This is a genomic window from Mycolicibacterium tusciae, assembly GCF_002086795.1.
Classification (GTDB): domain Bacteria; phylum Actinomycetota; class Actinomycetes; order Mycobacteriales; family Mycobacteriaceae; genus Mycobacterium; species Mycobacterium tusciae.
Window position 1 is genome coordinate 160,060 of the sequence record NZ_MVIM01000007.1, and the last position, 23,883, is coordinate 183,942.

Annotated in this window: 22 protein-coding genes and 1 pseudogene; 14 read left to right on the top strand and 9 right to left on the bottom strand. The window is 66.1% G+C overall.

From position 1 onward, the window contains the following. The first annotated feature begins 200 nt into the window (after positions 1-200). Complete coding sequence (locus BST47_RS15140; RefSeq protein ID WP_083126338.1) at positions 201-2,417, top strand: serine/threonine-protein kinase; 2,217 nt, start codon at positions 201-203, stop codon at positions 2,415-2,417. Here BST47_RS15140 and BST47_RS15145 read toward each other — a convergent pair. The 4 genes from BST47_RS15145 to BST47_RS15160 all read right to left on the bottom strand — a co-directional run bounded on the left by BST47_RS15145 (position 2,414) and on the right by BST47_RS15160 (position 6,118). Then, complete coding sequence (locus tag BST47_RS15145) at positions 2,414-3,142, bottom strand: cutinase family protein (protein ID WP_083126339.1); 729 nt, start codon at positions 3,140-3,142, stop codon at positions 2,414-2,416. The genes BST47_RS15140 and BST47_RS15145 overlap by 4 nt on opposite strands. A 79-nt stretch (positions 3,143-3,221) precedes the next feature. Further along, positions 3,222-4,280: a non-homologous end-joining DNA ligase gene (gene ligD / locus BST47_RS15150; RefSeq protein WP_083126340.1), complete on the bottom strand. Its 1,059-nt coding sequence runs from the start codon at positions 4,278-4,280 to the stop codon at positions 3,222-3,224. Further along, positions 4,280-5,335 carry an ATP-dependent DNA ligase gene (locus BST47_RS15155; protein WP_083126341.1) on the bottom strand — a complete coding sequence of 352 codons (1,056 nt, stop codon included), beginning with the start codon at positions 5,333-5,335 and terminating at the stop codon, positions 4,280-4,282. The genes ligD and BST47_RS15155 overlap by 1 nt, the downstream gene beginning before the upstream one ends. Before the next feature lie 30 nt (positions 5,336-5,365). Beyond that, on the bottom strand, positions 5,366-6,118 hold the full coding sequence (locus BST47_RS15160) for a DUF899 domain-containing protein (RefSeq protein ID WP_234809723.1): 753 nt from the start codon (positions 6,116-6,118) through the stop codon (positions 5,366-5,368). A 52-nt stretch (positions 6,119-6,170) separates the two neighbouring features. Between BST47_RS15160 and BST47_RS15165 the strand changes: the two genes are divergently transcribed. The 4 genes and pseudogenes from BST47_RS15165 to BST47_RS15180 all read left to right on the top strand — a co-directional run bounded on the left by BST47_RS15165 (position 6,171) and on the right by BST47_RS15180 (position 11,048). Next, the gene (locus BST47_RS15165; protein WP_083126342.1) at positions 6,171-7,250 is read left to right on the top strand and encodes a threonine aldolase family protein; all 1,080 of its coding nucleotides are present in this window, start codon (positions 6,171-6,173) and stop codon (positions 7,248-7,250) included. After that, positions 7,247-9,367, top strand: coding sequence for a beta-glucosidase (locus tag BST47_RS15170; protein ID WP_083126343.1), 2,121 nt, complete (start codon positions 7,247-7,249; stop codon positions 9,365-9,367). Before BST47_RS15165 ends, BST47_RS15170 begins: the two co-directional genes overlap by 4 nt. Positions 9,368-9,410: 43 nt before the next feature. Beyond that, positions 9,411-10,490, top strand: a pseudogene (locus BST47_RS15175) (ATP-dependent DNA ligase). A gap of 99 nt (positions 10,491-10,589) precedes the next feature. Beyond that, entirely contained in the window at positions 10,590-11,048 is a 459-nt protein-coding gene (locus BST47_RS15180; protein ID WP_337360517.1) for a hypothetical protein, read from the top strand. On the opposite strand, the gene BST47_RS15185 is transcribed toward BST47_RS15180, so the two are convergent. Then, positions 11,029-11,754 carry a DUF899 family protein gene (locus BST47_RS15185; RefSeq protein ID WP_083126344.1) on the bottom strand — a complete coding sequence of 242 codons (726 nt, stop codon included), beginning with the start codon at positions 11,752-11,754 and terminating at the stop codon, positions 11,029-11,031. The two genes, BST47_RS15180 and BST47_RS15185, sit on opposite strands and share 20 nt — an antisense overlap. Before the next feature lie 80 nt (positions 11,755-11,834). Here BST47_RS15185 and BST47_RS15190 point away from each other — a divergent pair, with 80 nt between their 5' ends. The 3 genes from BST47_RS15190 to gluQRS are packed head-to-tail and all read left to right on the top strand — an operon-like array spanning position 11,835 to position 14,253. After that, positions 11,835-12,998, top strand: a complete 1,164-nt coding sequence (locus BST47_RS15190) for an MFS transporter (RefSeq protein ID WP_083126345.1) — start codon at positions 11,835-11,837, stop codon at positions 12,996-12,998. A 3-nt stretch (positions 12,999-13,001) separates the two neighbouring features. Next, a complete protein-coding gene (locus BST47_RS15195; protein ID WP_083126346.1) occupies positions 13,002-13,370 on the top strand; it encodes a hypothetical protein in 369 nt (122 codons plus the stop codon). Positions 13,371-13,383: 13 nt separating this feature from the next. Further along, on the top strand, positions 13,384-14,253 hold the full coding sequence (gene gluQRS, locus BST47_RS15200; RefSeq protein WP_083126347.1) for a tRNA glutamyl-Q(34) synthetase GluQRS: 870 nt from the start codon (positions 13,384-13,386) through the stop codon (positions 14,251-14,253). A gap of 68 nt (positions 14,254-14,321) precedes the next feature. Here the strand turns inward: gluQRS and BST47_RS15205 are convergent, their stop codons facing one another. Beyond that, the gene (locus tag BST47_RS15205) at positions 14,322-15,644 is read right to left on the bottom strand and encodes an acetyl-CoA hydrolase/transferase family protein (protein WP_083126348.1); all 1,323 of its coding nucleotides are present in this window, start codon (positions 15,642-15,644) and stop codon (positions 14,322-14,324) included. A gap of 76 nt (positions 15,645-15,720) precedes the next feature. Here BST47_RS15205 and BST47_RS15210 point away from each other — a divergent pair, with 76 nt between their 5' ends. Together BST47_RS15210 and BST47_RS15215 are read left to right on the top strand one after the other, a co-directional pair. Continuing rightward, entirely contained in the window at positions 15,721-17,175 is a 1,455-nt protein-coding gene (locus BST47_RS15210) for an ABC transporter permease subunit (protein ID WP_083126349.1), read from the top strand. Further along, on the top strand, positions 17,172-17,927 hold the full coding sequence (locus tag BST47_RS15215; RefSeq protein WP_083126350.1) for an amino acid ABC transporter ATP-binding protein: 756 nt from the start codon (positions 17,172-17,174) through the stop codon (positions 17,925-17,927). Before BST47_RS15210 ends, BST47_RS15215 begins: the two co-directional genes overlap by 4 nt. On the opposite strand, the gene BST47_RS15220 is transcribed toward BST47_RS15215, so the two are convergent. Further along, positions 17,924-19,147, bottom strand: coding sequence for a saccharopine dehydrogenase family protein (locus BST47_RS15220; protein WP_083126351.1), 1,224 nt, complete (start codon positions 19,145-19,147; stop codon positions 17,924-17,926). The genes BST47_RS15215 and BST47_RS15220 overlap by 4 nt on opposite strands. 82 nt (positions 19,148-19,229) lie before the next feature. On the opposite strand from BST47_RS15220, the gene BST47_RS15225 reads away from it, so the two are divergent. Beyond that, entirely contained in the window at positions 19,230-20,600 is a 1,371-nt protein-coding gene (locus tag BST47_RS15225; protein WP_083126352.1) for a flavin monoamine oxidase family protein, read from the top strand. A 56-nt stretch (positions 20,601-20,656) separates the two neighbouring features. Here BST47_RS15225 and tgt read toward each other — a convergent pair whose 3' ends face one another. After that, positions 20,657-21,913 carry a tRNA guanosine(34) transglycosylase Tgt gene (gene tgt, locus BST47_RS15230; protein ID WP_083126353.1) on the bottom strand — a complete coding sequence of 419 codons (1,257 nt, stop codon included), beginning with the start codon at positions 21,911-21,913 and terminating at the stop codon, positions 20,657-20,659. A gap of 17 nt (positions 21,914-21,930) precedes the next feature. Between tgt and BST47_RS15235 the strand changes: the two genes are divergently transcribed. Continuing rightward, positions 21,931-22,365 (top strand): lipoprotein LpqH, encoded by a 435-nt coding sequence (locus BST47_RS15235; RefSeq protein ID WP_234809724.1) that lies wholly within the window; start codon positions 21,931-21,933, stop codon positions 22,363-22,365. A gap of 133 nt (positions 22,366-22,498) precedes the next feature. Continuing rightward, positions 22,499-22,963, top strand: coding sequence for a lipoprotein LpqH (locus tag BST47_RS15240; protein WP_083126354.1), 465 nt, complete (start codon positions 22,499-22,501; stop codon positions 22,961-22,963). Between the two features lie 69 nt (positions 22,964-23,032). On the opposite strand, the gene BST47_RS15245 is transcribed toward BST47_RS15240, so the two are convergent. Next, the gene (locus BST47_RS15245) at positions 23,033-23,395 is read right to left on the bottom strand and encodes a DUF732 domain-containing protein (protein WP_083126355.1); all 363 of its coding nucleotides are present in this window, start codon (positions 23,393-23,395) and stop codon (positions 23,033-23,035) included. Between the two features lie 48 nt (positions 23,396-23,443). Between BST47_RS15245 and BST47_RS15250 the strand changes: the two genes are divergently transcribed. Next, complete coding sequence (locus BST47_RS15250; RefSeq protein WP_107528975.1) at positions 23,444-23,815, top strand: hypothetical protein; 372 nt, start codon at positions 23,444-23,446, stop codon at positions 23,813-23,815. Positions 23,816-23,883: the final 68 nt, after the last annotated feature.

Genomic DNA, 23,883 nt, shown 5'->3' on the forward strand with positions numbered 1-23,883 from the left:
GGTTGGTTTGCGTTCTCAAGGGATAGTTCACCTACGTACCAGGCCCGCGCAGCGGCGGAGGATAGACACGTGCGGAACCGATCACGTCCAGCGGGTTGCGGTATACCCGCTGCCGCTTCAATCTCTAATACGGGACCGGGCGACTGCCCGATCGTGAAGAGTGTGAACGTGCTGGTTTTCCGCAGTTTCCAGGAGGCGTAGTGGAGGGCACGCCCTTCGGCAGGTACCGGCTCGTTGAGTTGATCGGCCGCGGCGGCATGGGTGAGGTGTGGAAGGCGTTTGACACCGCGACCCGCCGCGTCGTGGCCGTGAAGGTGCTGCCGGCGCAGCTGGCCGCCGACCCCGTCTTCGAGGAGCGGTTCCGGCACGAGGCCTTCGCCGCGGCGGGTCTGAACAACCCGCACGTCGTTCCCATTCACAACTTCGGTGAGATCGAGGGCCGGCTCTATGTGGACATGCGGCTGATCGAGGGCCAGGACCTCGAGCACGTCCTCGCCGCTGGACCGATGGAGCCCGTGCGGGCGGTGAAGATCATCGAGCAGATCGCGTCGGCGCTCAACGCCGCCCACAAAATCGGGCTCGTGCACCGTGACGTGAAGCCGTCCAACATCCTCGTCGGCGAGGACGACTTCTCCTATCTGATCGATTTCGGCATCGCGCGCGCCGCCGGAGAGACAAAGCTGACGGCCACCGGCAACGTGGTCGGCACGTGGCCGTACATGGCACCCGAACGGTTCACCACCGGGCAAAGCGATACGCGTTCCGACATCTACGCATTGACCTGTGTGCTTTACGAATGTCTGACGTCCAGCCGGCCGTTCCCTGGTGAGAGCGTGGAGCAGCAGATCGCCGGCCACCTCACATCCCCACCACCGCGTCCGTCGATCAAGCGGAAGGACGTGTCACCCGAACTGGACGCGGTGATCGCCGCCGGGATGGCCAAGGACCCCGAGGACCGCTACCCCACGACGACGGAGATGGCCCGCGCGGCACAGGCGGCGATCGCCAACGGCGGCCGAACCCAGCGGACGAAGCCCGGTTCGCGTCAGACGACACCCGGGACAGCGCCACTGGCTCCGACCAAGGGGTTCCAAGACGAAGACACCGAGAAGCACTGGCACAAGGAGAAGCCCCCGCGGACCGAACAGGTGGAACCGGCCGCCGATGCGACACAGGCCCGACCGGCGGCCGATCCGACGCCGGCCGCGGATGCGACCCAGGCACGCCCGGCCGAGCAGGGCGAGAAGGCCTGGGCGCCGACGACAGCGCAACCGGCCCAACCCGGATGGGCGCCGACCCAGGCCGGGACGCCCGACCATGTCGTCCAGGCGTGGGCACCCACCCACCTTGGCGCACCGGCGCCGCAGGACGAAAGTGCGGCCGCTCCCACCCAGGCTCAACCGGTGCAGGCTCCCCCGGCGCAGTCCGATGCCGGCCGGCGGCGGGCCGACGACGATGCGCCGTGGCCCTGGTACAAGCGCACGGCGATCGTCGTTCCCATTGCCCTCGTGATGATCTTCGCGGCCGTCGGCACGATCCTCGTCGTGCTCGGCGGTGACGAGGAATCCGCGCCCGGCAGCAGCGCACCACCACCGGGCGCGGGACCCAACGGTACGTTCGGCGCCACGTTCGGCGCGCCAACCCAGCCCAATGGTCAACCGTTTCAGAATGCTTCGGGCGGCAATGAGACGTGGGTGATCAAGTCGGCGTGCGAAGACGGCAGTGAGACGTGCGTGGCGAGCGCGACCAAGGTGGATGGATCTGTCACGGCCGCAACGGCATTGGTGCTCGACGAGGTGGACGGTCGCTGGGAGGCGGTGAACACGAAAGAGGGCAAGTGCGGCAGTGCCGCGTCGACGGAGGTCTGGGAGACGATGTCGCTGCAGTCACAGCCCGATGGGTCGCTCGAGGGCGAGTTCATCGTCCGGTCGACGGACCCCAACTGCGCCAGCAACCGACCGGTGACGTTCACGCGCACGGGAGATCCGCAGAGCGGTGTTTCGGTCGTCGATCCCGCAACCCTGCCCGCCCGGGTGGCCTCGCCCGCAGAGGCGCTGTACGGGCGCTATCAGGAGATCGACACCTACAAGGACGGCAACCGCAGCGCCGACGTGAGTTTCGACATCACGACGTACTGCCTTCGGACCGGCGACCGCTGCCTGAGCTACTGGGCCAACCCGGACAGCGCCAAGATCCTCACCTTCGCCAAGAATCAGTTCGTCTTGGCAAACAGGGTCTCGGATTCAACGTGTGAGAAGGGTGGTGCCGCCCGCCGCGAGATCACCCTGCAGTACCCCCTGCCAACGCCCGCGCAGGATCCGATCACCCTGCTTACCGGAAATGGTCATTACACGGTCACCGGCGCGTGCCCCTTCGACAGCGACTTCGACTCCCGGGTCGAGCGCACCGGGGATTAGACGAGTCCGGCGACGAAGCTCGCTGCCTGGTCGGTCATTCCGGGGACGTACTGGTGGTGCGGGGCCCGGTTGCTCAGGTCGCCGGTGTCGCAGATCGGATCCTGGGGGTTGCACAGGTCGATGGTCCTGGCGCCGAACGCGGGACTGAGGACGTTCAGCGGGCCCATCACCCTGCCCAGCGGGTTGCCGAATACCGCGACAGCGGCGACGCGGTTCGCCACGTCGGGCGGCATCGGCCTCGCGAGAGCGTTGAGGTCCAGACCGGGTATGGCATTCAGTCCAGGAATTGCACCCATGCCGGACATGGCCGAAACGTTCGGTGCGACGCCCAACATGAGGTCGACGACGGCCGCGCCCTGTGAGAAACCGCCGAGGACCAACTTCGTGTTCGGGCAGGTATTGGCCATGAACTGGGCGTGGTTGTTCGCGTCGGTGGCCCCGTCAGCGGCGCGCAGGAAGTTGAACGTGGCGGCGTAGTTCACGGCGTACACGCCGACGGTTCTGGGCGCGACCTTGGCACGTAGTGCGTCGACGAATCCCTGGCCGACAAGCCCGATCCCCGGCGGATCGTTGGTGCCGCGGGCGAAGATAACCTCGATATCGGGACACCCCTGGGCCGCTGCAGCCGGAATTCCGTTGGGCGCGAACGACATAGCGACGACGGCTAACACGGCGGCTAGTAGCCGGACAGAGACTTTGCGCGGTTGTGCCGCGTCGTTTGCCATCTGCCGATGGTAGACAGGCAATTCAGAGCGCGCGGATAAATCGGCCTAGACGACCGCTGCCACGTCACGGGGAACCGGATCAGTCACCCTTCACCGGGTTGCCGTTCTCGTCCCAGTTCGCCGCCACCTTCTTGCTGGGCTGCACCCTGGGCGGCTCGCCCGGCATCTTCGGGTAGCTCGGCGGGTACGGCATGTCGCCGAGCCCCCGCTCCTCCTCGTCGGCCTTGACCATCTCGAGCAGCGGCTCGAGCGACTGTGCCTTCGAATCGATGTCCGCCCACGGATCGGGCCGTCCCGCAACGAAATCGGGGACCGTCGAGATGGTGTAATCGTCGGGGTCGGCGTCGCGCAGTTCGTCCCACGTCAGCGGCGTCGACACCGTCGCGATCGGAGTCTTGCGCGCCGAGTACGCCGACGCGAAGGTGCGGTCGCGGGCGTTCTGGTTGTAGTCGATGAAGATCCGCTTCCCGCGTTCTTCTTTCCACCACGACGTCGTCACCGCCTTCGGTGCCCGCCGCTCCACCTCCCTGGCCAACGCGATCCCCGCGCGTCGCACCGCGATGAAATCCCAGTCCGGTTTGATCCGCAGGAAGATGTGCACGCCGCGGCCGCCCGAGGTCTTCGGGTAGCCCACCAGCCCGAGTTCGTCGAGCAGCGGCTTCAACACGTCCACCGCGACCTCACGGGCCTCCTTGAACGCGGTGCCCGGCTGCGGATCGAGGTCGACGCGCAACTCGTCCGGATGTTCGGTGTCGGGGCAGCGCACCTGCCACGGATGTAACGTGACGGTGCCCATCTGTGCGGCCCATGCAATCGCCGACGGGTGAGTCACCTTGAGCGCGTCGGCCGTTCGCCCCGACGGGAAGGTCACGGTGCACGTTTCCAGATAATCGGGGTGCTTCTGCGGCACCCGCTTCTGATAGATCTCCTCGCCGTCGATGCCGTCGGGAAAGCGCTGCAGATGCGTGGCCCGGTCTCGCAGCGCCGCGAGCATCGGGCCCGAGGCGACGGCCAGGTAGTAGTCGAAGAGCTTGCCCTTGGTGCCGTTCTTTCCCAACTTCGGGAAGTACGGCTTGTCCCGGTTGGTCAACCGGACCTTGACGCCGTCGACGTCGATTTCTTCTGCAGGCGTTGCCATTACGTCGACTCCAACACGTCGTAGAGATCATAGTTCAGCGGCACGTCGAGCTGGTCGAAGGTGCAGCTCGCCGGCTCGCGGTCGGGCCGCCACCGGACGAACTTGACGGCATGTCGAAACCTCCTGCCGTGCACAGTGTTTCCCTCCATCTGGTCATAGGCGACCTCGCAGACCTTCTCCGGCCGCACCGGGATCCAGCGCTTGTCCGCCGCGGAATTCCAGCGGCTGGGGTCACCTTCACGCACTTCGTCGCCCTCGCGTAGCGGCTCGAGGTCGGCGAGCAACTTGATCCGGTCTTTGACACTGAACGACGCTGCGCCACCGACCATCTGGAGCTCACCGTCGTCACGGTAGAGACCGAGCAGGATCGAACCCAGACCTTCGCCGCTCTTGTGGACCCGGTATCCGATGGCCACGCAGTCGGCGTCGCGGGCGTGCTTGACCTTCACCATCTCCCGTTTCCCGGGCAGATACGGGCCGTCGAGCCGTTTGGCGATGATTCCGTCGAGACCCGCACCTTCGAAGGTCTCGAGCCACTGCGCGCCCTGCTCCGGATCCTCGGTGGTTCGCGTGACGTGACACCACCGCTTTTCCTTCACCGCCTCGGCCAGCGCCTTGCGGCGCACCCGGAAGGGCTCCTTGAGCAGCGATGCGTCACCGGTGGCAAGTGCGTCGAAGCCGATGAAGTGCGCGGGTGTCTGTTCGGACAGCATTTTGATGCGGCTGGCGGCCGGATGGATGCGTTGCGACAGCGATTCCCAGTCCAGCCGCATTCGGCCGTCGATCTCCCGGGGGACGACGACCTCGCCGTCGAGCACACAGCGCGGCGCCAATTCGTCGCGAAGTGCCGCCACCATTTCCGGGAAGTACCGCCCCAGGTCCTTGCCGCTGCGCGACAGCAGAACGACCTCATCGCCGTCGCGGAACACCAGCGCCCGAAAGCCGTCCCACTTCGGCTCGTAGGACCACACCCCGGCATCGGTCGGCACCTTGGCCTGTGCTTTCGCGAGCATCGGTTCCAGCGGTGGCTGCACGGGGAGGTCCACAACGTCCATACTCACGTAGACCGCCGACACACGGCAATGTCATCGCCCGCGCGCTACGACATCGCCGTAGTTGTCGTGCAGGCGCCACCATTCATAGGGCGCGCCTTGCGGTCGGCCTTCGGGGACGTCCTGCCACTCCTCCTGCCTGCCCAACGGAGTCATATCCAGGAACGACCACGCCGGGCCGACCTCCTCGATACCGCGCCCGTTGAGGAAATATGTCTGGTAGACGCGATCGCCGTCGCGAATGAAGACGATGACACCGAACATCTCTTCGACGCCGAAATCCTGGGAGAAGTCGTCACCGACCAGGGTGAGGAAGGACAGGTGCTCCCACCCCATCCGCTTTTTGAACTTCGCGACATTCTCCTGCGGGGCGGCCGTGACGAACACCAGAGTCGTGTCGCGAGCCGCCAGGTGCGCCGGATGGGTCACCGTGTCTGCGAAAAACGCGCAGCCAGAGCAGGATCCATCCGGCCAGTTCTCGACATCAGGCGCATAGAAGAAGCGATAGACAATCAGCTGGCGCCGTCCGCCGAATAGGTCGAGCAGGTTTACCTCACCGTCGGGGCCGACAAAGCGGTAGTCGCTGCGCACCGGGGTCATCGGCAATCGACGACGCTTGGCCGCGAGGCCATCGCGCGCCTTCATCAACGCCTTCTCTTCGGTCAACAGGTCGTCGCGGGCCGCCTGCCATTCGTCACGCGAGACGACCTCAGGCAGCGCGATCTGCTCCTGCTGCATCGACGGTGACGGGATACCGGGACCTTCCTGCTTCGCGTTGTCGGTCATACATGGGCAGACCTCCCAGCCGCGTCATAGTCATCGGGTGCAGGATCGACGTGTGTCGATATCCCCGCTCCACGATCCCGACTGGCGCGCCTTTGCCAGCGACAACTACGCAGGCGCGCATCCCGAGGTTCTCGCCGCGATCGCCGCGGCCAACGGCGGTCACCAGGTCGCCTACGGCGAAGACAAATACACCGCCAGACTGGCCGAGGTGATCCGCACCCACTTCGGTGAGCGTGCCGAGACGTTCCCGGTCTTCAACGGCACCGGCGCCAACGTCGTCGCCCTCACCAGCATGTTGCCGCGCTGGGGCGCGGTCGTGACAGCGACAACTGCGCACATCCACACCGACGAGGCCGGCGCCCCCGAGCGGATGACCGGGCTCAAACTGCTCACCGTCCCCACACCGGACGGCAAGCTCACACCCGAGCTGGTCGCGCGCGAGGCGTGGGGCTGGGGCGACGAACACCGCGCGCAGCCGTTGGCCGTCAGCATCACGCAGACCACCGAACTGGGCACCCTCTACACGCCGGACGAGGTGCGGGCGATCGCCGACTACGCACACCAGCACGGCATGGCGGTCCATATGGACGGCGCCCGACTGTGGAATGCCGCCGCGGCACTCGGCGTGCCGTTTCGGGAGTTCACGAGCGACGCGGGCGTGGACATCCTGAGCCTGGGCGGCACCAAGAACGGACTCCTCGGCGCGGAGGCGATCATCGTGCTCGACCCGGACCGCGCCACCGGGCTGATCTACCTGCGCAAGCTCACCATGCAACTGTCGAGCAAGATGCGGTTCGCGTCCGCGCAGCTGCTTGCTCTCTTCGATGACGATTTGGGCGTGCGCAGCGCGGCCCACGCCAACGCGATGGCACAGCGGTTGCGCACCGCGCTCGAGGCCGACGGCACATTGGACGAGCTGGCTTTCACACAGGACACCCAGGCGAACGCCGTCTTTGCGACCGTGCCCAACGACGTCGCCGACCGGATCCGCGAGCAGGCGCGCTTTTACGACTGGGACCGCGCGCGGGGCGAGGTCCGCTGGATGACCTCGTGGGACACCACATCCGAGGACGTCGACCGCTTCGTCTCGATCGTCGCCGAAGAGTTCGCACGCCGGAAAACAAGCCGATGACGGGCACCCCCTTCGCCGACGCCGTGGCCGCGGTCCGTCGTGGCGACAAGACCTCCGACGTCGCTGCCGCCGAACTGTTGGCCATGCTGACGGACAAGGAGTTGCTGTGGCTGCTCGACGGCGATAAGGCGCTGCTCGAGTCCGTTGTCGACGGTGCGCGGACGCGGACGAACTTCCTCGCGGTGACGGCGGGCCGCATCGACCGCGTCGGAATCCCCGGGCTCCGTTTCACCGACGGCCCGCGCGGTGTCGGCATCGCCCCGTCCACCAGCTTTCCGGTCGCCATCGCGCGCGCGGCCACCTGGGACATCGACGTCGAACGACGCGTCGGCGCTGCGATCGGTGCCGAGGCGCGTGTTCTCGGCGCCAACTTCTGGGGTGGTCTCTGCATCAACGTCGCGCCCTTTCCCGGCTGGGGTCGCGCCCAGGAGTCCTACGGTGAAGATCCGTTCCTGCTCGGCGAAATGGGTTCGGCGGCAATCGAAGGCGCCCGGCCATGGGTGATCACCAGCGTGAAGCATTTCGCCCTCAACTCCATGGAGGAAGCGCGGTTTCAGGTCGACGTCCGTGTGCCCGAGGACATCCTCCACGAGCGATACCTGCCGCACTTTCGGCGCACCGTCGAGGCCGGTGTCGACTCCGTGATGTCTGCCTACAACTCGGTCAATGGACAGTGGGCCGGCGAGAATCGACACCTGCTGACCGAAATCCTGCGCGATCAATGGGGTTTCACCGGTTTCGTGCACACCGACTGGGTCTGGGGTCTGCGCCATCCGGTCGAATCGGTCGCTGCCGGCCAAGATGTCGAAATGCCGTTCCGGCAGCAGCGCGCCCATGCGCTGCCGGCGGCGCTGCGTTCCGGCGAGTTGAAGCGCGACGACGTGCTGCGGGCCTGCGGCCGAATCCTGCGCACCCAGATCGAGTTCGCCGCGCGAGCCCGCCCGACTCCCCCGCGCTCCGCGGTGACCGGCGCCGAACATCGCGCGCTGGCCCGTGAGGTGGCCCACCGCGCGACGGTCCTGCTGCGCAACGAAAGTGTTGATGGCACACCGCTCTTACCACTCGACGAACAGCATCTTCGACGCGTCGCCGTGCTGGGCCGGCTCGCCGATCGACCCAACCTGGGTGACACCGGATCGTCGAATGTCAGGCCGCGCAACACCGTTTCGGTACTGCAGGGACTGCGCGAACGGCTCGGCAGTCACCGCGTCGTCACGACAGGTCCGGGCGATGCGGATGTCGCGGTGGTCGTCGTCGGCCTGACGCCGAAGGACGAAGGCGAGGCGTTGATCGCTCTCGGGCCCGACACGATGCAGTTGTTCGGCGGGATCATGAGTCGGCCACGGGTCGCCAAAATCGTCAGCGCGGTCTTCAACTTCTCGCAACGTTGGTGGACCTTCGGTGGCGATCGGTCCGATCTGCGTCTGCACGACGAGGACGTAGCGCTGATCCGCGCCGTCGCCACCGCCAATCCGCGGACGGTGGTGATCGTCATCGGGGGAGGCACCGTCGTCGTCGACCCGTGGGACCGCGACGTCGCCGCCCTCCTCATGGCGTGGTACCCCGGCATGGAGGGCGGTCGCGCGCTTGCCGACGTCCTCCTCGGAGATGCCGAGCCCACAGGGCGGATGCCTGTCACCATCCCAAGACAGCAATCACAACTGCCGCAAGTGGATTGGCGGGCGTGCGCGGTGACCTACGACCGTTGGTGGGGTCAGCGCAAGCTCGACCACGACGGCGTGCAGGCGGCGTACCCGCTGGGCTTCGGCCTGGGCTACACCGCGTTCACCACAACGGGCCTGACGCTCGAGCCCGTCCATGACGAGGGCTTCGAAGCGAGGGTGACGGTGACCAACACCGGTGATCGCGACGGTCGTCATGTGGTCCAGGTGTATGCGGTGCGCCCGGTCGACGGGCGGCCGGTGCGCCATCTCGTCGGCTTCAGCTCGGTCGCGGTGTCGGGCGGTGCGAGTACGTCCGTCACAGTCCATTGCTCGACGCGGCCCCTGCAGCGCTGGACGGCCGACGGCTTCGTGCTCGACGACGGCGACATCACTGTCGAAGCCGGCTCCTACTGCGGCGATCCGGACGCTGGCCGGATGTCGCTGGCGCACTAAACCCAGTTGCCGCGCGCACCCTCATCGCTGTGACAATGGAGTGATGCGACTGCCCGTGATGCCGCCGGTGTCACCGATGCTGGCCAAGGCGGTCAAAGCGATTCCGCCGGACGCCTCCTACGAGCCGAAGTGGGACGGGTTCCGGTCGATCTGCTTTCGCGACGACTTCGACGTCGAGCTCGGCAGCCGCAACGAGCGCCCGCTGACCAGGTATTTCCCTGAGCTCGTCGCCGCCGTCCGCGCGGAGCTCCCGATGCGCTGCGTCGTCGACGGTGAAATTGTCATCGCCACCGATGACGGCCTGGATTTCGAGGCGCTGCAGCAGCGCATCCACCCGGCCGAGTCGCGTGTACTGATGCTGGCCAAGAAGACTCCCGCGTCGTTCATCGCATTCGACCTGCTGGCTCTCGACGACGTGGACTACACGTCGAGTCCGTTCAGCGAGCGCCGCGCCGCACTGGTCGACGCCTTGGCGGGCGCGGGCCCGTCCATCCACGTCACGCCCGCAACCACCGACCTGCCGACTGCGCGCCGCTGATTCACCGATTTCGAGGGTGCGGGTCTCGACGGCCTGATCGCCAAACCGCTGACCGTCACCTATCAGCCCGACAAACGCGTCATGTTCAAGATCAAGCCCGACCGCACCGCCGACTGCGTCGTCGCCGGCTACCGGGTGCACAAGTCGAGTGACGAAGCGATCGGCTCGCTGCTGCTCGGCCTGTACAAGGACGACGACACGCTGGCCTCGGTGGGCGTGATCGGTGCATTCCCGATGGCCAGGCGACGCGAACTGTTCACCGAATTGCAGTCGCTGGTCACAACATTCGACGAGCATCCGTGGAATTGGGCCGCCCACATGTCCGGGGAACGCACCCCGCGCCGCAACGAGGGATCGCGGTGGAACGCGGGCAAGGACCTTTCGTTCGTACCGCTGCGACCCGAGCGGGTCGTCGAGGTGCGCTACGACCACATGGAGGGCGAGCGGTTCCGACACACCGCGCAGTTCAACCGCTGGCGGCCCGACCGCGACCCGCGATCGTGCACCTACGAACAACTCGAACAGCCGGTCACCTTCAGCCTCGGCGATATCGTCCCCGGGCTGGGAGTGGGCCCCGGCGTCTAGGCGTGTCCGCAGCCGGGCGGATAGTTTCCTCATGACTCCGCACGCGGTCATCTCCGGCGCCGGCATCGCCGGACCCCCGCTGCCTGTGGCCGAGAAACGGTGACCCAGAAGCCCGATTCGTGTGATGCTCGCACGGTGATGATCCGCATGACGGCGGCGGCGACCGCCATGGTCGCGGCGGCGGTCGGGATGGCCAGCCCCGCGTCGGCCGACGATCGGCTCGACGGTGAGTACACCTTCATCAACGGTCCGACGTCGAACACGTGGAGCATCACCACGCAATGCAATGCCGAGGTGACCTGCGGCGGGACGATCTCGACGTCCACCGGACTGCTCGAGCAGATCACCCGGGTGGCCGGCGGTCCGTGGACGATCGAGCGCACTGACGTCCCGAACGGCCGGATCTGCCCCAACGGCAGCACCGGTCCGGCGGATCTGATGTATTCGTTCGATCCTGCGACCCTTGTGGGCGCCATCAGCTTCCGCTCCGAGCCCGGTGTGTGCGGCGACCCGGACTGGACCAGCGGCCAGAACCCGATCAGCCTTGTGAAGGTGTAGTCGACAGGTCGTCCGACCGGCCCGCGTCGATCCGCGACCATTGTGACGTCGGCCGTTCGCCTGTGCGGAACTGTGCCCCTGCCGAGGGGTCGTAAGGCTGCGGCCAACCTTTCGGCGAGTCCTCCCACTGCTCTTGGCGTCCGAACACCGTGAGATCCATCAGGTGGTAACTGTTGGCGCCGGCCTCAGTGCCGCGGCCGGTGTTCCAGTACGTCTCGAAGACCCGGTCGCCGTCGCGCAGGTAGCAGACGTACATGCCGAAGTGGCGGCCTTGCAGTAGCGCATCAGAGTCACGTGCCGAGTACCACGGCATCTCCCACCCCATGAAGTCCCGGTACCGCACGCTCTCGTCGTACGTGCCCTGACAGAACGTGGCGTACGTGACGTCGCGGCTGTGCAGATACGACAGCTCCAGCGCATGTCCGGTGAAGAATGTGCACCCCTCGCACTGCTCCGGCGCGGGCTTGCCGTCGTGCCACATGTGGAAATAGGTCAGCAACTGTGTGCGTCCCTCGAACGCGTCGATCAGCGGCACGGTGCCCGTCGCTCCTACGAGCGGCGCCTCCGCATCCACCTCGACCATCGACAGCCGCCGCCGCGCGGCCGCGATCGCGTCGCCCTCACGGGTGTGTGCCTTCTCCCGCACGAGCAGCTCGTCGAGTTCGGCCTGCCAGACGTCGCGGTCGACGATATTCGGTGTTGCCATCCCAATCACTCCCTTAGTCTTCTTCTATGAATTGGCGATGTTGATTTAGACCGTTCGCGGGCCACGGAAGTCATCGCCGCTTGGCCGGCGTTTTGTACGCGTACCTGTTTCTCGACGATTTCGTGCTGCTGTACCCGGTGTACACGCTGCTGTTCAGCGACACCGGACTGTCGGTATGGCAGATTTCGTCGCTGTTCGTCATGTGGTCGGTGTCCAGCCTGGTGCTCGAAGTGCCTTCGGGCGCGTGGGCGGACGCGACCTCACGCCGCAGGCTGGTGATCGCGGGTCCACTGCTGACGGCGGTCGCGTTCACGTTGTGGGTGGCGGCTCCCGGCTACTGGGTGTTCGCGCTCGGTTTTGTGCTCTGGGGCCTGAAGTCGGCGCTGACGTCCGGCGCGTTGGAGGCACTCGTCTACGAGGAATTGCAGCGACTGCAGGCGACGGACAAATACGCCACCTTGATGGGACGCGGACAGGTCGCCGGTGTCCTGGCCGCGACGTGTTCTGGTGCAGTCGCGGCACCTATCATCTCGGCCGGCGGCTTCGCGGCGGTCGGCGCGGCCAGCGTCGCCGCGTCCGTGCTGGCGTCTGGCGTTGCAATGTTGTTCCCGGAGCACCGGATTCGCGGAGCCGACGAGCCCGAGCTCGGCTGGGCGGACACGTTGGCGGCTGGGACGCGAGAAGCCAGGCGGTCAGCATCCGTCCGCGCCGCGGTGATCCTCGTCGCGGTCGTCGGATCGGTGTGGGGTGCGCTCGATGAGTACACCCCGTTGCTGATCGAAAGCGGCGGCGTCACGGCGGCCGACGTCTCGCTGCTGATGGTCGTCGTTTGGGCGGGTGCATCGGCGGGCGGTCTGGCCGCGGGACGGGTGGCGCGCTGGGGATCGACGGCGTTCGCGGCGCTTGTTGCTGGGGGCGCGGTGCTGATGGCGGCGGGTGCGCTGTCGAGACATCCCGCTGGCGTGCTCGCCCTCGCGGCCGCGTTCGGAGTGTTCCAATGCGCCACCATCGTCGCCGATACCCGCCTACAGAACAGCATCACTGGACCGGCCAGGGCGACCGTCACCTCGCTGGCGGGCATGTCGACCGACGTCGCGACGCTCGCCGTCTATGGCAGCTACGCCGCGTTGGTCGATCTCAGCGGCCACCCCGGCGCTTTCGCGCTGCTGATGCTTCCGTACCTGGCAATTGTCTTCTGGTTGCGGCTCGGACGGTTTGAACCGACGCGACCAGGGCACGCATAACGCATGTCTGTAACGAGTTTTCAGGATCTCCCGCTGGCCGACCGCGATCGTGAGTGGGATGGTTCGGCCGCCGAGAAGCGGGTGCGCAAGTGGGCGGACGCGGAGGACGGGCCGAACGGGAAGTATCGCGATGCGCATGTCTGGTACGACAGCGACAACAAGGACAACTTCACCGCCTACAAGCTGCTGATCGCCGACGTGGTGGGCGGCAAGCTGGTGGCCGTGCCGCGCGGTGTGATGGCCGCCGGCGGCATCATGAACGGTGCCCGCGGCGGCGTCGACCTGCCCAAGGACGACGTCGACCGCGTCAAGAGTCACCTCGCCAAGTACTACAAGAAGATGGGCGAAGACCCGCCATGGGAGCGCGGCTAGCTAGATTGCGTGGGTGAGCGCAGGCAGGTTCGCCCCGAGCCCATCTGCCGATCTGCACATCGGCAACCTGCGCACCGCGGTGCTCGCGTGGCTGTTCGCCCGCTCGACGGGGCGCCGATTCCTCATGCGCGTCGATGATCTCGACGACCGCACGTTCACCGATGTCGCCAACCGCCAACTCGACGACCTGACCGCCATCGGCCTCACCTGGGATGAGCCTGCGGAGTGGCAGACCCAGCACTCCGCTCGCTACGACGGCGCCATAGCTGTGCTCTTCGACCGCGGATTGCTCTACGAATGCTATTGCAGCCGAAAGGATATCGCTCAGGCACCGCGCGCGCCGCACGCACCGCAGGGCGCATATCCGGGAACGTGCCGGGACCTCACCGATGCCGAACGCTCCGAGAGACGCGGGCGACTGGGACGGCCGCCCGCGTTACGGCTGCGCACCGACGCCATCTCACACACCGTGCACGACCTGCTGCACGGTGACTACACCGGGATCGTCGACGACTTCGTGGTGCGCCGCGGCGACGGTGTCGCGGCATACAACCTGGCCGTCGTGGTCGACGATGCGGCGCAGGGCATCGACCAGGTGGTGCGCGGTGACGACCTGCTGCCGTCGTCACCCCGTCAGGCGTATCTTGCCGCACTGCTCGGGTATCCGGAGCCGACGTACGCGCACGTGGCCTTGGTCCTGAACTCCGACGGCGCGCGGCTGGCCAAGCGCGACGGCGCCATCACGCTCGCCGAGATCGGCGTCGAACGGGCAATCAAGCAGATCGCCGATTCCCTTGGCTACCAAGCGAGCACCGTCGAGGAGATGCTGCCGCAGTTCGACCCGTCGAAGCTGCCCCGCCGGCCCTGGATCTACCGCCCCTAGCTGCCGAACGTGGGTTACCCGCACGCTTTGAGTGCCTCAAGTGTGCGGGTAACCCACGTTCGCGCTAGTCACTCGACGGGTGAGCGGCCGTTCGACGCCCGCTTCGCGGCGGCGATCAACTCGTCGCGGAACTGCGGATGTGCGATCGCGGCCAGTGCCTCGCCGCGCTCCGCGACCGTCCTGCCCTCCAACTCAGCCGCCCCGTACTCGGTGATGATCACGTCGACATGATGGCGCGGCGTGGTGATCACCGCTCCTGGACCGAACCAGGGAACGATCCGCGACTGCAGGTTCCCGTCCTTCTCGTACGTCGACGGCAGGCAGATCAGCGACCGGTCCGACAGCTCGAGCCCCGTACCCGCGACGAAGTCCTCGGCGCCGCCTATCCCGCTGAACTGGTCGCCGTTGATCGTGTCCGCGACGACCTGACCCTGAATGTCGACGGCCAGCCCCCCATTGACCGAGATCATGTGGGTGTTGGCCGCGATCACCTCCGGCGAGTTGACGATCTCGACGGGGAGGAACGCGACGTCGGAGTTGCCGTCCAGCCAGGTGTAGAGCTCTGCAGAGCCGAACGCGAACGTCGTCACGCTCACCCCCTTGTAAAGGCCTTTGCGCGCGTTGGAGATCTTTCCCGCCTGGTGCAAATGCATGCAGCCGTCGGTGAACATCTCGCTGTGCAGCCCGTAGTCGCCGCCGTCACCCTCGGCCAGCAGCGTGGCGATCTGATTGGGAATCGAACCGATGCCCGTCTGCAGCGTCGCACCGGACGGGACGAACTCGACGGCGTGCCGGGCGATCGCCTTGTCCGCCTCGGTGGGCGGCACGTCACCGCCGGGCAGCGCGAGCGGCGCGTCGGTCGAGTGCACAAGGATGTCGATCTCGTCGACGCGCAGCGCGTGCCGATGCTCGTCACCCAGCCCGAACGTGCGCGGGTAGGCATCCGACACCTCGACGACGAGTAGCCGGTCGGAATCGGCTCCGGCGCGGTGCAATTCGTCGACCGTGCCGCCGGCGTGCAGTGACAGCGAGCACCAGCCGTCGGCATCGGGTGGCGCCGCGACCGTGGTCATCACGCGCGGGCACTGGCGTTCGAGCAGTGGCCCGAACCGCCGAAAGTCCGCGGGGGTGAAGGCGATGTCGGCGCCGCCGTCGCGCAGCGCCCGCTCGAGCGGGCCGAAGAATCCCGACAGATAGCGAACGCCCTTGCGCGAGAACAGTTCGGTGAGTACCCCGATCAATGCCCCGTAGACGCGCAGGTCGGTCCAGTCGTCACGTACACCGAGAGCGCGCAGGAACGCGGGCGGCTGGCCGGGCCCCAGTGGGATCCCCAACGTGTCGGCGGTCTGGATACGCGCGGCGGCCTGCTCGGCGCTGAGCTCCTCGGGCATGGCGCTAGCCAACCACACCGGCCTCAGCCTGAGCCGAACTATTGGTCGACCGGCGCGCGGTTGCTAACGTCCGGAAGTGCACCGTCTATCAAGATCGTTCCTCGCGGTACTCGTACTGACGGCGCTGCTGCTGACGGCATGCGGCTCGTCGGGTAGCGATAGCAGCGACCCCATCAACTCGGCAGGCGTACTGCGCGTGGGCACCGAAGGTGTCTATCCCCCGTACTCGTTCCACGACCCGAAACAGGGCGGACAGCTCGCGGGCTATGACGTCGACGTCGCGCGGGCGGTCGCCGAAAAGTTGGGCGTAGAGGTCGAATTCGTCGAAACGCCGTGGGACGCCATGTTCGCGGCCCTGGAGGCCGACCGCTTCGACATCGTCGCCAACGAGGTGACGATCAGCGAGGAACGAAAACAGAAGTACGACCTCTCCGAGCCGTACTCGATCTCTCAGGGCGTGATTGTCACCCGCAAGGACGACAACTCGATCAACTCAGTGGCAGACCTGAAGGGCAAGCGGTCCGCCCAGAACCCCACCAGCAACTGGGCCGAAATCGCGCGCAACGCCGGTGCGGAGGTCGTGTCCGTCAACGGGTTCTCCGAGGCCATCACCGTACTCAACGACGGTCGGGTAGACGCCGTGGTCAACGACAGCATCACGGTGCTCGCCTATCAGGCCGAACATCCCGACGCGCCGCTCAAGGTGACCACCATTCCCGACGAACGCGGCGAGCAGGCGTTCGCGGCCCGCAAGGACAGTGGGCTGCTGCCAGAGCTGAACACCGCACTCGGCGAGCTGCGCGCCGACGGCACCTTGACCAAGATCTCGGAGCGCTACCTCGACGTCGATCTGTCCAAGGCGGGGCCGACGAGCACCTGGCAGCTCATCGGAGACAACCTCTGGCCGCTGGCGCGGGCCGCGATCGAGAAGACGATTCCGCTGACAATCATCAGCTTTGTGGTCGGCCTGGCGATCGCACTCGTCGTAGCGCTGGCGCGACTGTCGTCGAACGTCGCCGTCTCGGGACTGGCGCGGTTCTACATCTCGATCATCCGCGGCACGCCTCTGCTCGTGCAGTTGTTCATCGTGTTCTATGCGCTGCCGCAGATCGGGGTGAAGATCGACCCGTTCCTCGCGGCGGTCATCGCGTTCTCGCTGAACGTCGGTGGGTATGCCGCCGAGATCATCCGTTCGGCGATCCTGAGTATTCCGAAGGGACAGTGGGAGGCCGCCGAGACCATCGGTCTCGATTACGTTGGCGCGCTTCGGCGGATCATCCTGCCGCAGGCCACCCGGGTTGCGGTGCCGCCGCTGTCGAACACCCTGATCTCACTGGTCAAGGACACGTCGTTGGCATCGACGATCCTGGTGACCGAACTGTTCAGGACCGCGCAGAACGTCGCCGCACCAACCTTCGAGTTCTTCGCGCTGTACGGCACCGCGGCGTTGTACTACTGGATCATCTGCCTGGTGCTGTCCTTCGCCCAGAACCGATATGAGCGCCGGCTGGAAAGGTATGTCGCACGATGACCGAATACCGCGTGAAGGCGGAAGGCGTACAGAAAGCCTTCGGAGACAACAAGGTTCTCACCGATGTGTCTTTCGATGTGGCCCAAGGCTCGGTCACGGCCATCATCGGCCCGTCCGGCTCAGGGAAGACGACCCTGCTACGAGCGCTCAACGCGCTGGACGTCCCCGATGCCGGTCTGATCCGTGTCGGCGAGATCGAGATCGACTTCGCCAAGCCGGTGGCCAAGGATCAACTACGCCGCTACCGGGCACAGAGCGGCTTTGTATTCCAGTCCCACAACCTTTTTCCCCACAAGACGGTGCTGCAGAACGTCACCGAGGGCCCGATCGTCGTGCAGAAGCGGCCGAAGGACCAGGCCGAGGCCGAGGCCGCCGCGCTGCTCGATCAGGTGGGCCTCGCCGAGAAGAAGGACCAGTACCCGTTTCAGTTGTCCGGCGGCCAGCAGCAGCGGGTCGGGATCGCACGCGCCCTGGCGCTCAAGCCGAAGGTCGTGCTGTTCGACGAGCCGACGTCGGCGCTCGACCCCGAACTGGTCGGCGAGGTGCTGTCGGTGATCAAGGATCTGGCCGTCGAAGGCTGGACGCTGGTGATCGTCACCCACGAAATCCAGTTCGCCAGGCAGGTTTCCGATCAAGTGCTGTTCACCGACCGCGGCGTCATCCTCGAAAAGGGGCCGCCGTCAGAGGTGATCGGCAATCCGAAGGAAGATCGCACCCGCCAGTTCCTGGACCGGATCCTGAACCCGCTCTAGTTCTCCAGTTCCTGCACGCCCCAGGGTGAGCCGTAGGCCGTCAACAGCTCCAGAAACGGCGCCGCATCGAACGCTTCGGGACCGCGCACGCCGCTGCCCGACCAGGTGCCGGTGGACAGAAGCTCCAGCGCCACAACGGGATTGACAGCGGTCTGCCATACCACACATTGGTGCCCGTACTCCGCCATCGACCACTCGTTGTCGACGACGTGATACAGGTAGGTCGACCGCGGGTTGCCGTCCTTGCCGGTGCCGGTCACCCATAGGCCCGCGCACGTCTTTCCCCGCATCACCGGCCCGAGCGTCGCCGGATCGGGCAGACAGGCCGCCACCACGTCCCGCGGACTCACCTGTACTGGGCCATTGGCGGACCCGACGGACACCCTGTCGGTGCGGTCGAGTCCCAGTTTGTGCAGGGTCTTGAGCACGTCGATGAACTCCTCACCGAGGCCGTACTTGAACGTCGCGCGTTTGCACTTCACCCAGCGCGGCATCAACAGCACCTCTTCATGCTCGACGTTGACACACTCGACCGGGCCGATACCGTCTGGGAAGTCGAAAATCTCTGGCTCGCTGAAGGGTTCGGTGGTGAACCAGCCGCGGTCGGCCTCCCAGACGACGGGCGGATTGAGGCACTCCTCGATGGTGGTCCAGATCGAGAACGACGGCGCGAACTCGTAGCCGTCGACCGTCAGATTCGAGCCGTCGCGGGTGCCCAGCTCGTCGATCTCGGAGAACAGATGATCGGCCGCGTAACGCGCGAACACATCGGACAGCCCGGGCTCGACACCGATACCGACCAGCGCCAGACGTCCCGCATCCGTCCACTGCTGCTCGGCGGCGAACTGCTCGTCGCCGAGTTTCACACCGGTCTTGCGGTACGGATCTCCCGAATGGCGCTGCGACAGGCTCATCGCCATGTCGAGATAGTCGGCGCCACCGGCGAGCGCGCCGTTGAAGATCGGCATCACGAACCGCGGGTCGACGGCGTTCATCACGTGGGTGATCTGGTGGCGGCGCACCAGTTCGGCGACGGCGTCGGCCGACGACGCATCAACCTGTGCCGCGGTGAAACGGGCGTCCCCCGCAGCCTGGGCCGCATGCTGTGCCCGCGCTTCGTCGTAGTCGCTGACAACGAGCAGTTCGAAGAAGTCCCGGCGCACCGCGATCGCGCAGAACGCTGCCCCGACACCACCGGCACCCACCAGGAGAATCCGCATGCGCTAGACCGTACAGGCGAGGATTCCGCAGCAGATCTTGTCTATCTCAACTCAAAGCGAAGCACTGTGAGAAGGTTGGCCGATGGTGCAGCCATCGACCATGGAAGCGGACGTCATCGTCGTCGGAGCGGGACTCTCCGGCATGATCGCGGCACGAAAGCTGCTCGGGGCGGGACTCGTGCCGCTTGTCCTTGAGGCCGACGAACGGGTCGGTGGGCGGATCCTCACTCAAGAGGTGATGCCCGGGGTGCCGGTCGAACTCGGCGCCCAATGGATCGGCGACACGCACGAACGGATGTTCCGGCTGGCCGCCGAACTCGGAGTCGAGACCTACCCGCAATACGACCAGGGCGAGACGTCCTACGAACTCGTCAACTCCGGGGTGTTGCGCGAGAACGAGTTTCACTCCCGCTTCGAGTCGGAGCTGCAGGAGCTGGCCCTGGTACTGAAACGACTCGACGTGCTGGCCGCGGATGTTCCCGTCGAAGCGCCCTGGACGGCGCCGCGAGCGCTGGAGTGGGACGCCTTCACCGCCGGCGCTTGGTATGACGCGCAGGGTCTTTCACCGGTGGCTCGCAATCTGCTGGAGATCTGTACCGTCGGCATCCTTGCGGTCCCCACCGCCGAGGTGTCCTTCCTGCATCTGCTGTTCACGATCAAGACCTGTGGTGTGACGTCGGAGTTGTTCGCCGAATCCGAGGGCGGCGCGCAGACGACTCGTTTCATCGGCGGCACCAGTGAGATCCCGAATCGGCTGGCGGCGCTGATCTCTGATCACATCGTGCTCGACGTGCCCGTCCAGCTGATCGAGCACACCGCCGACAGCGTCACCGTGCACTGCCGCGGCGGGGTGATCGCCCGCGGCCGACGCGTGATCGTCGCGATCTCGCCGACGTTGGCCGGACGCATCATGTACGACCCGCCGCTGCCCGGCATTCGGGATCAGCTCACGCAGCGGCTACCCAACGGCTCGGCGATGAAGGCGTTCTTCATCTACGACGAACCGTTCTGGCGCAAGGACGGATTCAACGGTCAGCTCATCTCCGATATCGGTCCGGCCCGCATGTCCAACGACACGTGCCTGCCCGGTGACGATCACGGGGTGATCCTGCTGTTCCTCGAGGGCGACCAGGCCCGCACGTGCGGTCGGCTGCCAGAGAATGAACGCCGCGAAGCGCTGACCGCCGAACTCGTGCGCCACTATGGCGACAGGGCAGCCAAGCCCGAGTTCTACGTCGACGGTGAATGGTCGGAGCGACAGTGGACGCGCGGTTGTTACAACGCCAACCACGGGCCACACGTGTGGACCACCTACGGCCCGGCACTCACGACGCCGATCGGCGTCATCCATTGGGCGTCAACCGATACCGCAACATATTGGAGCGCCTACATGGAGGGCGCGGTCGACGCCGGCGAACGCGCGGCGGCGGCCGTCATCGCCGAACTCTCCTAGCGAATTCGGCGCGCTGACGTACCCTGGCGGTCGGTTTGCGCGCCGAATTCGCAAGGTTACGACGAGTAATACCGGCCAAGCACGTCGGCGCGCAACTCGTCGAACTCACCCGTCCTGATCGCCGCGCGAATCTGGTCGACCATCCGGACGACAAACCGCTCGTTGTGGATCGTGCACAGCGTCGCGGACAGGATCTCCTTGGCCTTGAACAGATGATGCAGGTAGGCCCGGGTGTAGTTTGCGCAGGTATAGCAGTCGCATTCGGCGTCGATCGGCGTGAAGTCGCGACGGTAGCGCGCATTGGTGACGTTGAAACGCCCGCCACTCGAATACACCGCGGCGTTGCGCGCCACCCGCGACGGCGACACGCAGTCGAAGGTGTCCGCGCCCGCGGCGACGGCGTCGAACAAGTCGTCGGGCTCGCTGATGCCCAGCAGGTGTCGCGGTTTGTCGTCGGGCAGCTCGCTGGTCACCCAGCCGACGATGGTGGCCAGGTTCTGCTTCTCCAGCGCCCCGCCGATGCCGTAGCCGTCGAAACCGATGCCGTCGTCGCCGACGATCTGAGTCAGCCCGCGCGTCGCCTGACGTCGCAGGTCCTCATATTGAGCGCCCTGCACAACGCCGAACAACGCCTGCGGCGGTTTGTCCGGGTTCGCGGCACTGCGCCGACGATGCTCGACCACGCACCGGATCGCCCACTCGTGGGTGCGCTGCACCGACCGCTCCTGATAACCGCGGGTGTTCACCAGAGTTGTCAGCTCGTCGAACGCGAAGATGATGTCCGCCCCGAGCTGGTGCTGGATCTGGATCGACACCTCGGGAGTGAAGCGGTGGGTGGACCCATCCAGATGTGATCGGAACGTCACCCCGTCGTCGTCGACGTTGGCCAGCCGTTCCTTGCCTTCGGCAATGATGTCGTCGGCTTGGACGCGCTCGGTGTCCATCGCCAGCACCTTGCGGAAACCCGCCCCCAGCGAGAGCACCTGGAATCCACCGCTGTCGGTGAATGTGGGGCCCGGCCAGTTCATGAATTCGCCAAGACCGCCGGCCTCCGCGACGATATCGGACCCCGGTTGCAGGTAAAGGTGGTAGGCGTTGGCCAGAATCGCTTGTGCACCAAGACTTCTCATGGTCTCGGGCAGCACCGCCTTGACAGTCGCCTGGGTTCCGACGGGGATGAAGGCCGGAGTGTGAATGTCTCCGTGTGGAGTTCGGATCACCCCCGCGCGACCGGCTCGGCCGGGCAGTTCGGCGTCCACGCTGAAAAACGGCACCGACGAGTCTCTCGGACGAGGAGTATTCGGCGCGGTCACGCCGTAGATTCTGCACTGTGAGGACTCACGTGCTGGCTACCGCCGCTACCGCACTGGCCCTAGCGGGTTGCTCGTCAGACCCTCCGGAGTTCCAACCGGGGCCAGGCATGCTCGTCGCGGGCACGGCCCAGGTAACCGTCAACGGCGAGGACGCGGGCACCACAGACGCGGTGCAGTGCAACTCGACCGGGACACTCACCACCATCACGACCGGCGACGACGCCAGCGGCGTCACCGCGATGATCTCCAACAAAGACCAGCTCACCGCCGAATCGGTGGCCATCCGCGACCTCGGCGGCTTCACCGGCAGCTACAACGCCGGGCTCGGCGACACCGCGGAGGTCACGATGACCGGCCGTACCTACGACATCTCCGGGACCGCCGACGGCTTCGAGACCGACAACCCCAGCTTCCGCAAGCCGGGCACTTTTTCGCTCAAAGTGTCTTGTTAGCTGCCCCCACGCTGCACATTCCGAACAGGCCACGTTTTCGTTCAATCCGGTGACCGCAGGGGTGCCGCGCACCATACTGGCCGAGATGATCCGCCGATCTTGACGGGTCGCGCCGACAAGAAGGAGAACAGTGGTGAAGCGTGGGTTCGTGGTCGCCGTAGGCAGCATGGCCATCCTCGTCGCCGGTCTGTCCGGGTGTTCATCGGAAGACAAGAAGTCCGAGACGTCCGGCGAGACCTCGTCTGCCGCTTCAGCGGAGGGTAAGTCCACCGTCACGATCGATGGAACGGACCAGGCTGTCCAGGGCACGGTCGTTTGCACCAGCATGGGCGGCAACATGAACATCGCGATCGGTGATGCCGCCACCGGAATTGCCGCGGTCGTCAGCGAGGGCGATGAGCCCACGGTGCAGTCGGTCGGCCTCGGCAACGTCAACGGCGTGACCCTGGGCTACCAGAGTGGATCGGGCCAGGGAGAGGCCAAGGCCGAGAAGGACGGCAGCACCTACAAGATTTCCGGCACCGCCACCGGTGTCGACATGGCCAACCCGTTGCAGCCGGTGAACAAGCCATTCGAGATCGAGGTCAGCTGCCCGTAGTCGAGGCATACCAAGAGCGTTCAGCGGCGGCGTCCTGGAAGGGGCGCCGCCGTTGTCATGTCGCGACGACTAGGCCGGAAGGGTATAGCCGCCGGCAGACTGGCGCAGCTGCCAGATCTGCGCGGGGCAGAGCTCGTTGACCGCCTGGTTGATCAGGTAGGCGCCCTGGTAGTAGTCGGTCGTGCGGAAGTCGGCCTTCACCTGGTCGACGAGCTGTGCGTAGCTCATCTTTCCCGCGACCCGGTCGCAGATGGTGTTTCCGTAGCCGATGGCGGCGTCGGCGTTGGGGAAGTTGTAGCCGGGCCGCACATGCACGTTGACGAGGTACGCGACAGTGTCTGCGCCGGCCGGCGGCGCCAACGCGACGGTGGCTGCCGCAGTGGCGAATGACACGGCCATAGTGGCAGCCACACGCTTCGAGACCAGCTTCATGAACGGAAACCCTACGCGCGGCGCGCAGGAAAACCTACGCTGAAGCTCATGAAGATCGTGGCTGCAGTTGCACTGGCGTGCGGGTTCGCGGCGGCTCCCATGGTGATGGCGCCCATCACGTCGGCCTCCCCCGGATACTGCGATGGCGCGGACTGCGTGCCGTACCTCACCCGTAGCGTGGTCGCCGGCGAGCACTGCAACCAGAACACTCGCTACAACTGGGGCCTCGACGCCTCGGGCAATACGTTGGCCTGCAGTTCGCGCCGCGTCTGGATCGAGGCGCCGCCACTGGTTGGAGTCCGCACATTGCGGCTGCCCTGCGGGGACCAGACGGGCGTCGCGCAGTCACCCGACGGGGTTCCGCTGAGCTGTATGGGCGGTGCCTGGAGCGCCGACTACAGCTGGACCTTCTACAAGTAAAGGTCACTTCCCGATAACGCCCCGGTTGCGTGCGTGAGATCTGAGCCTTTTCGGGGTACAACGACTCG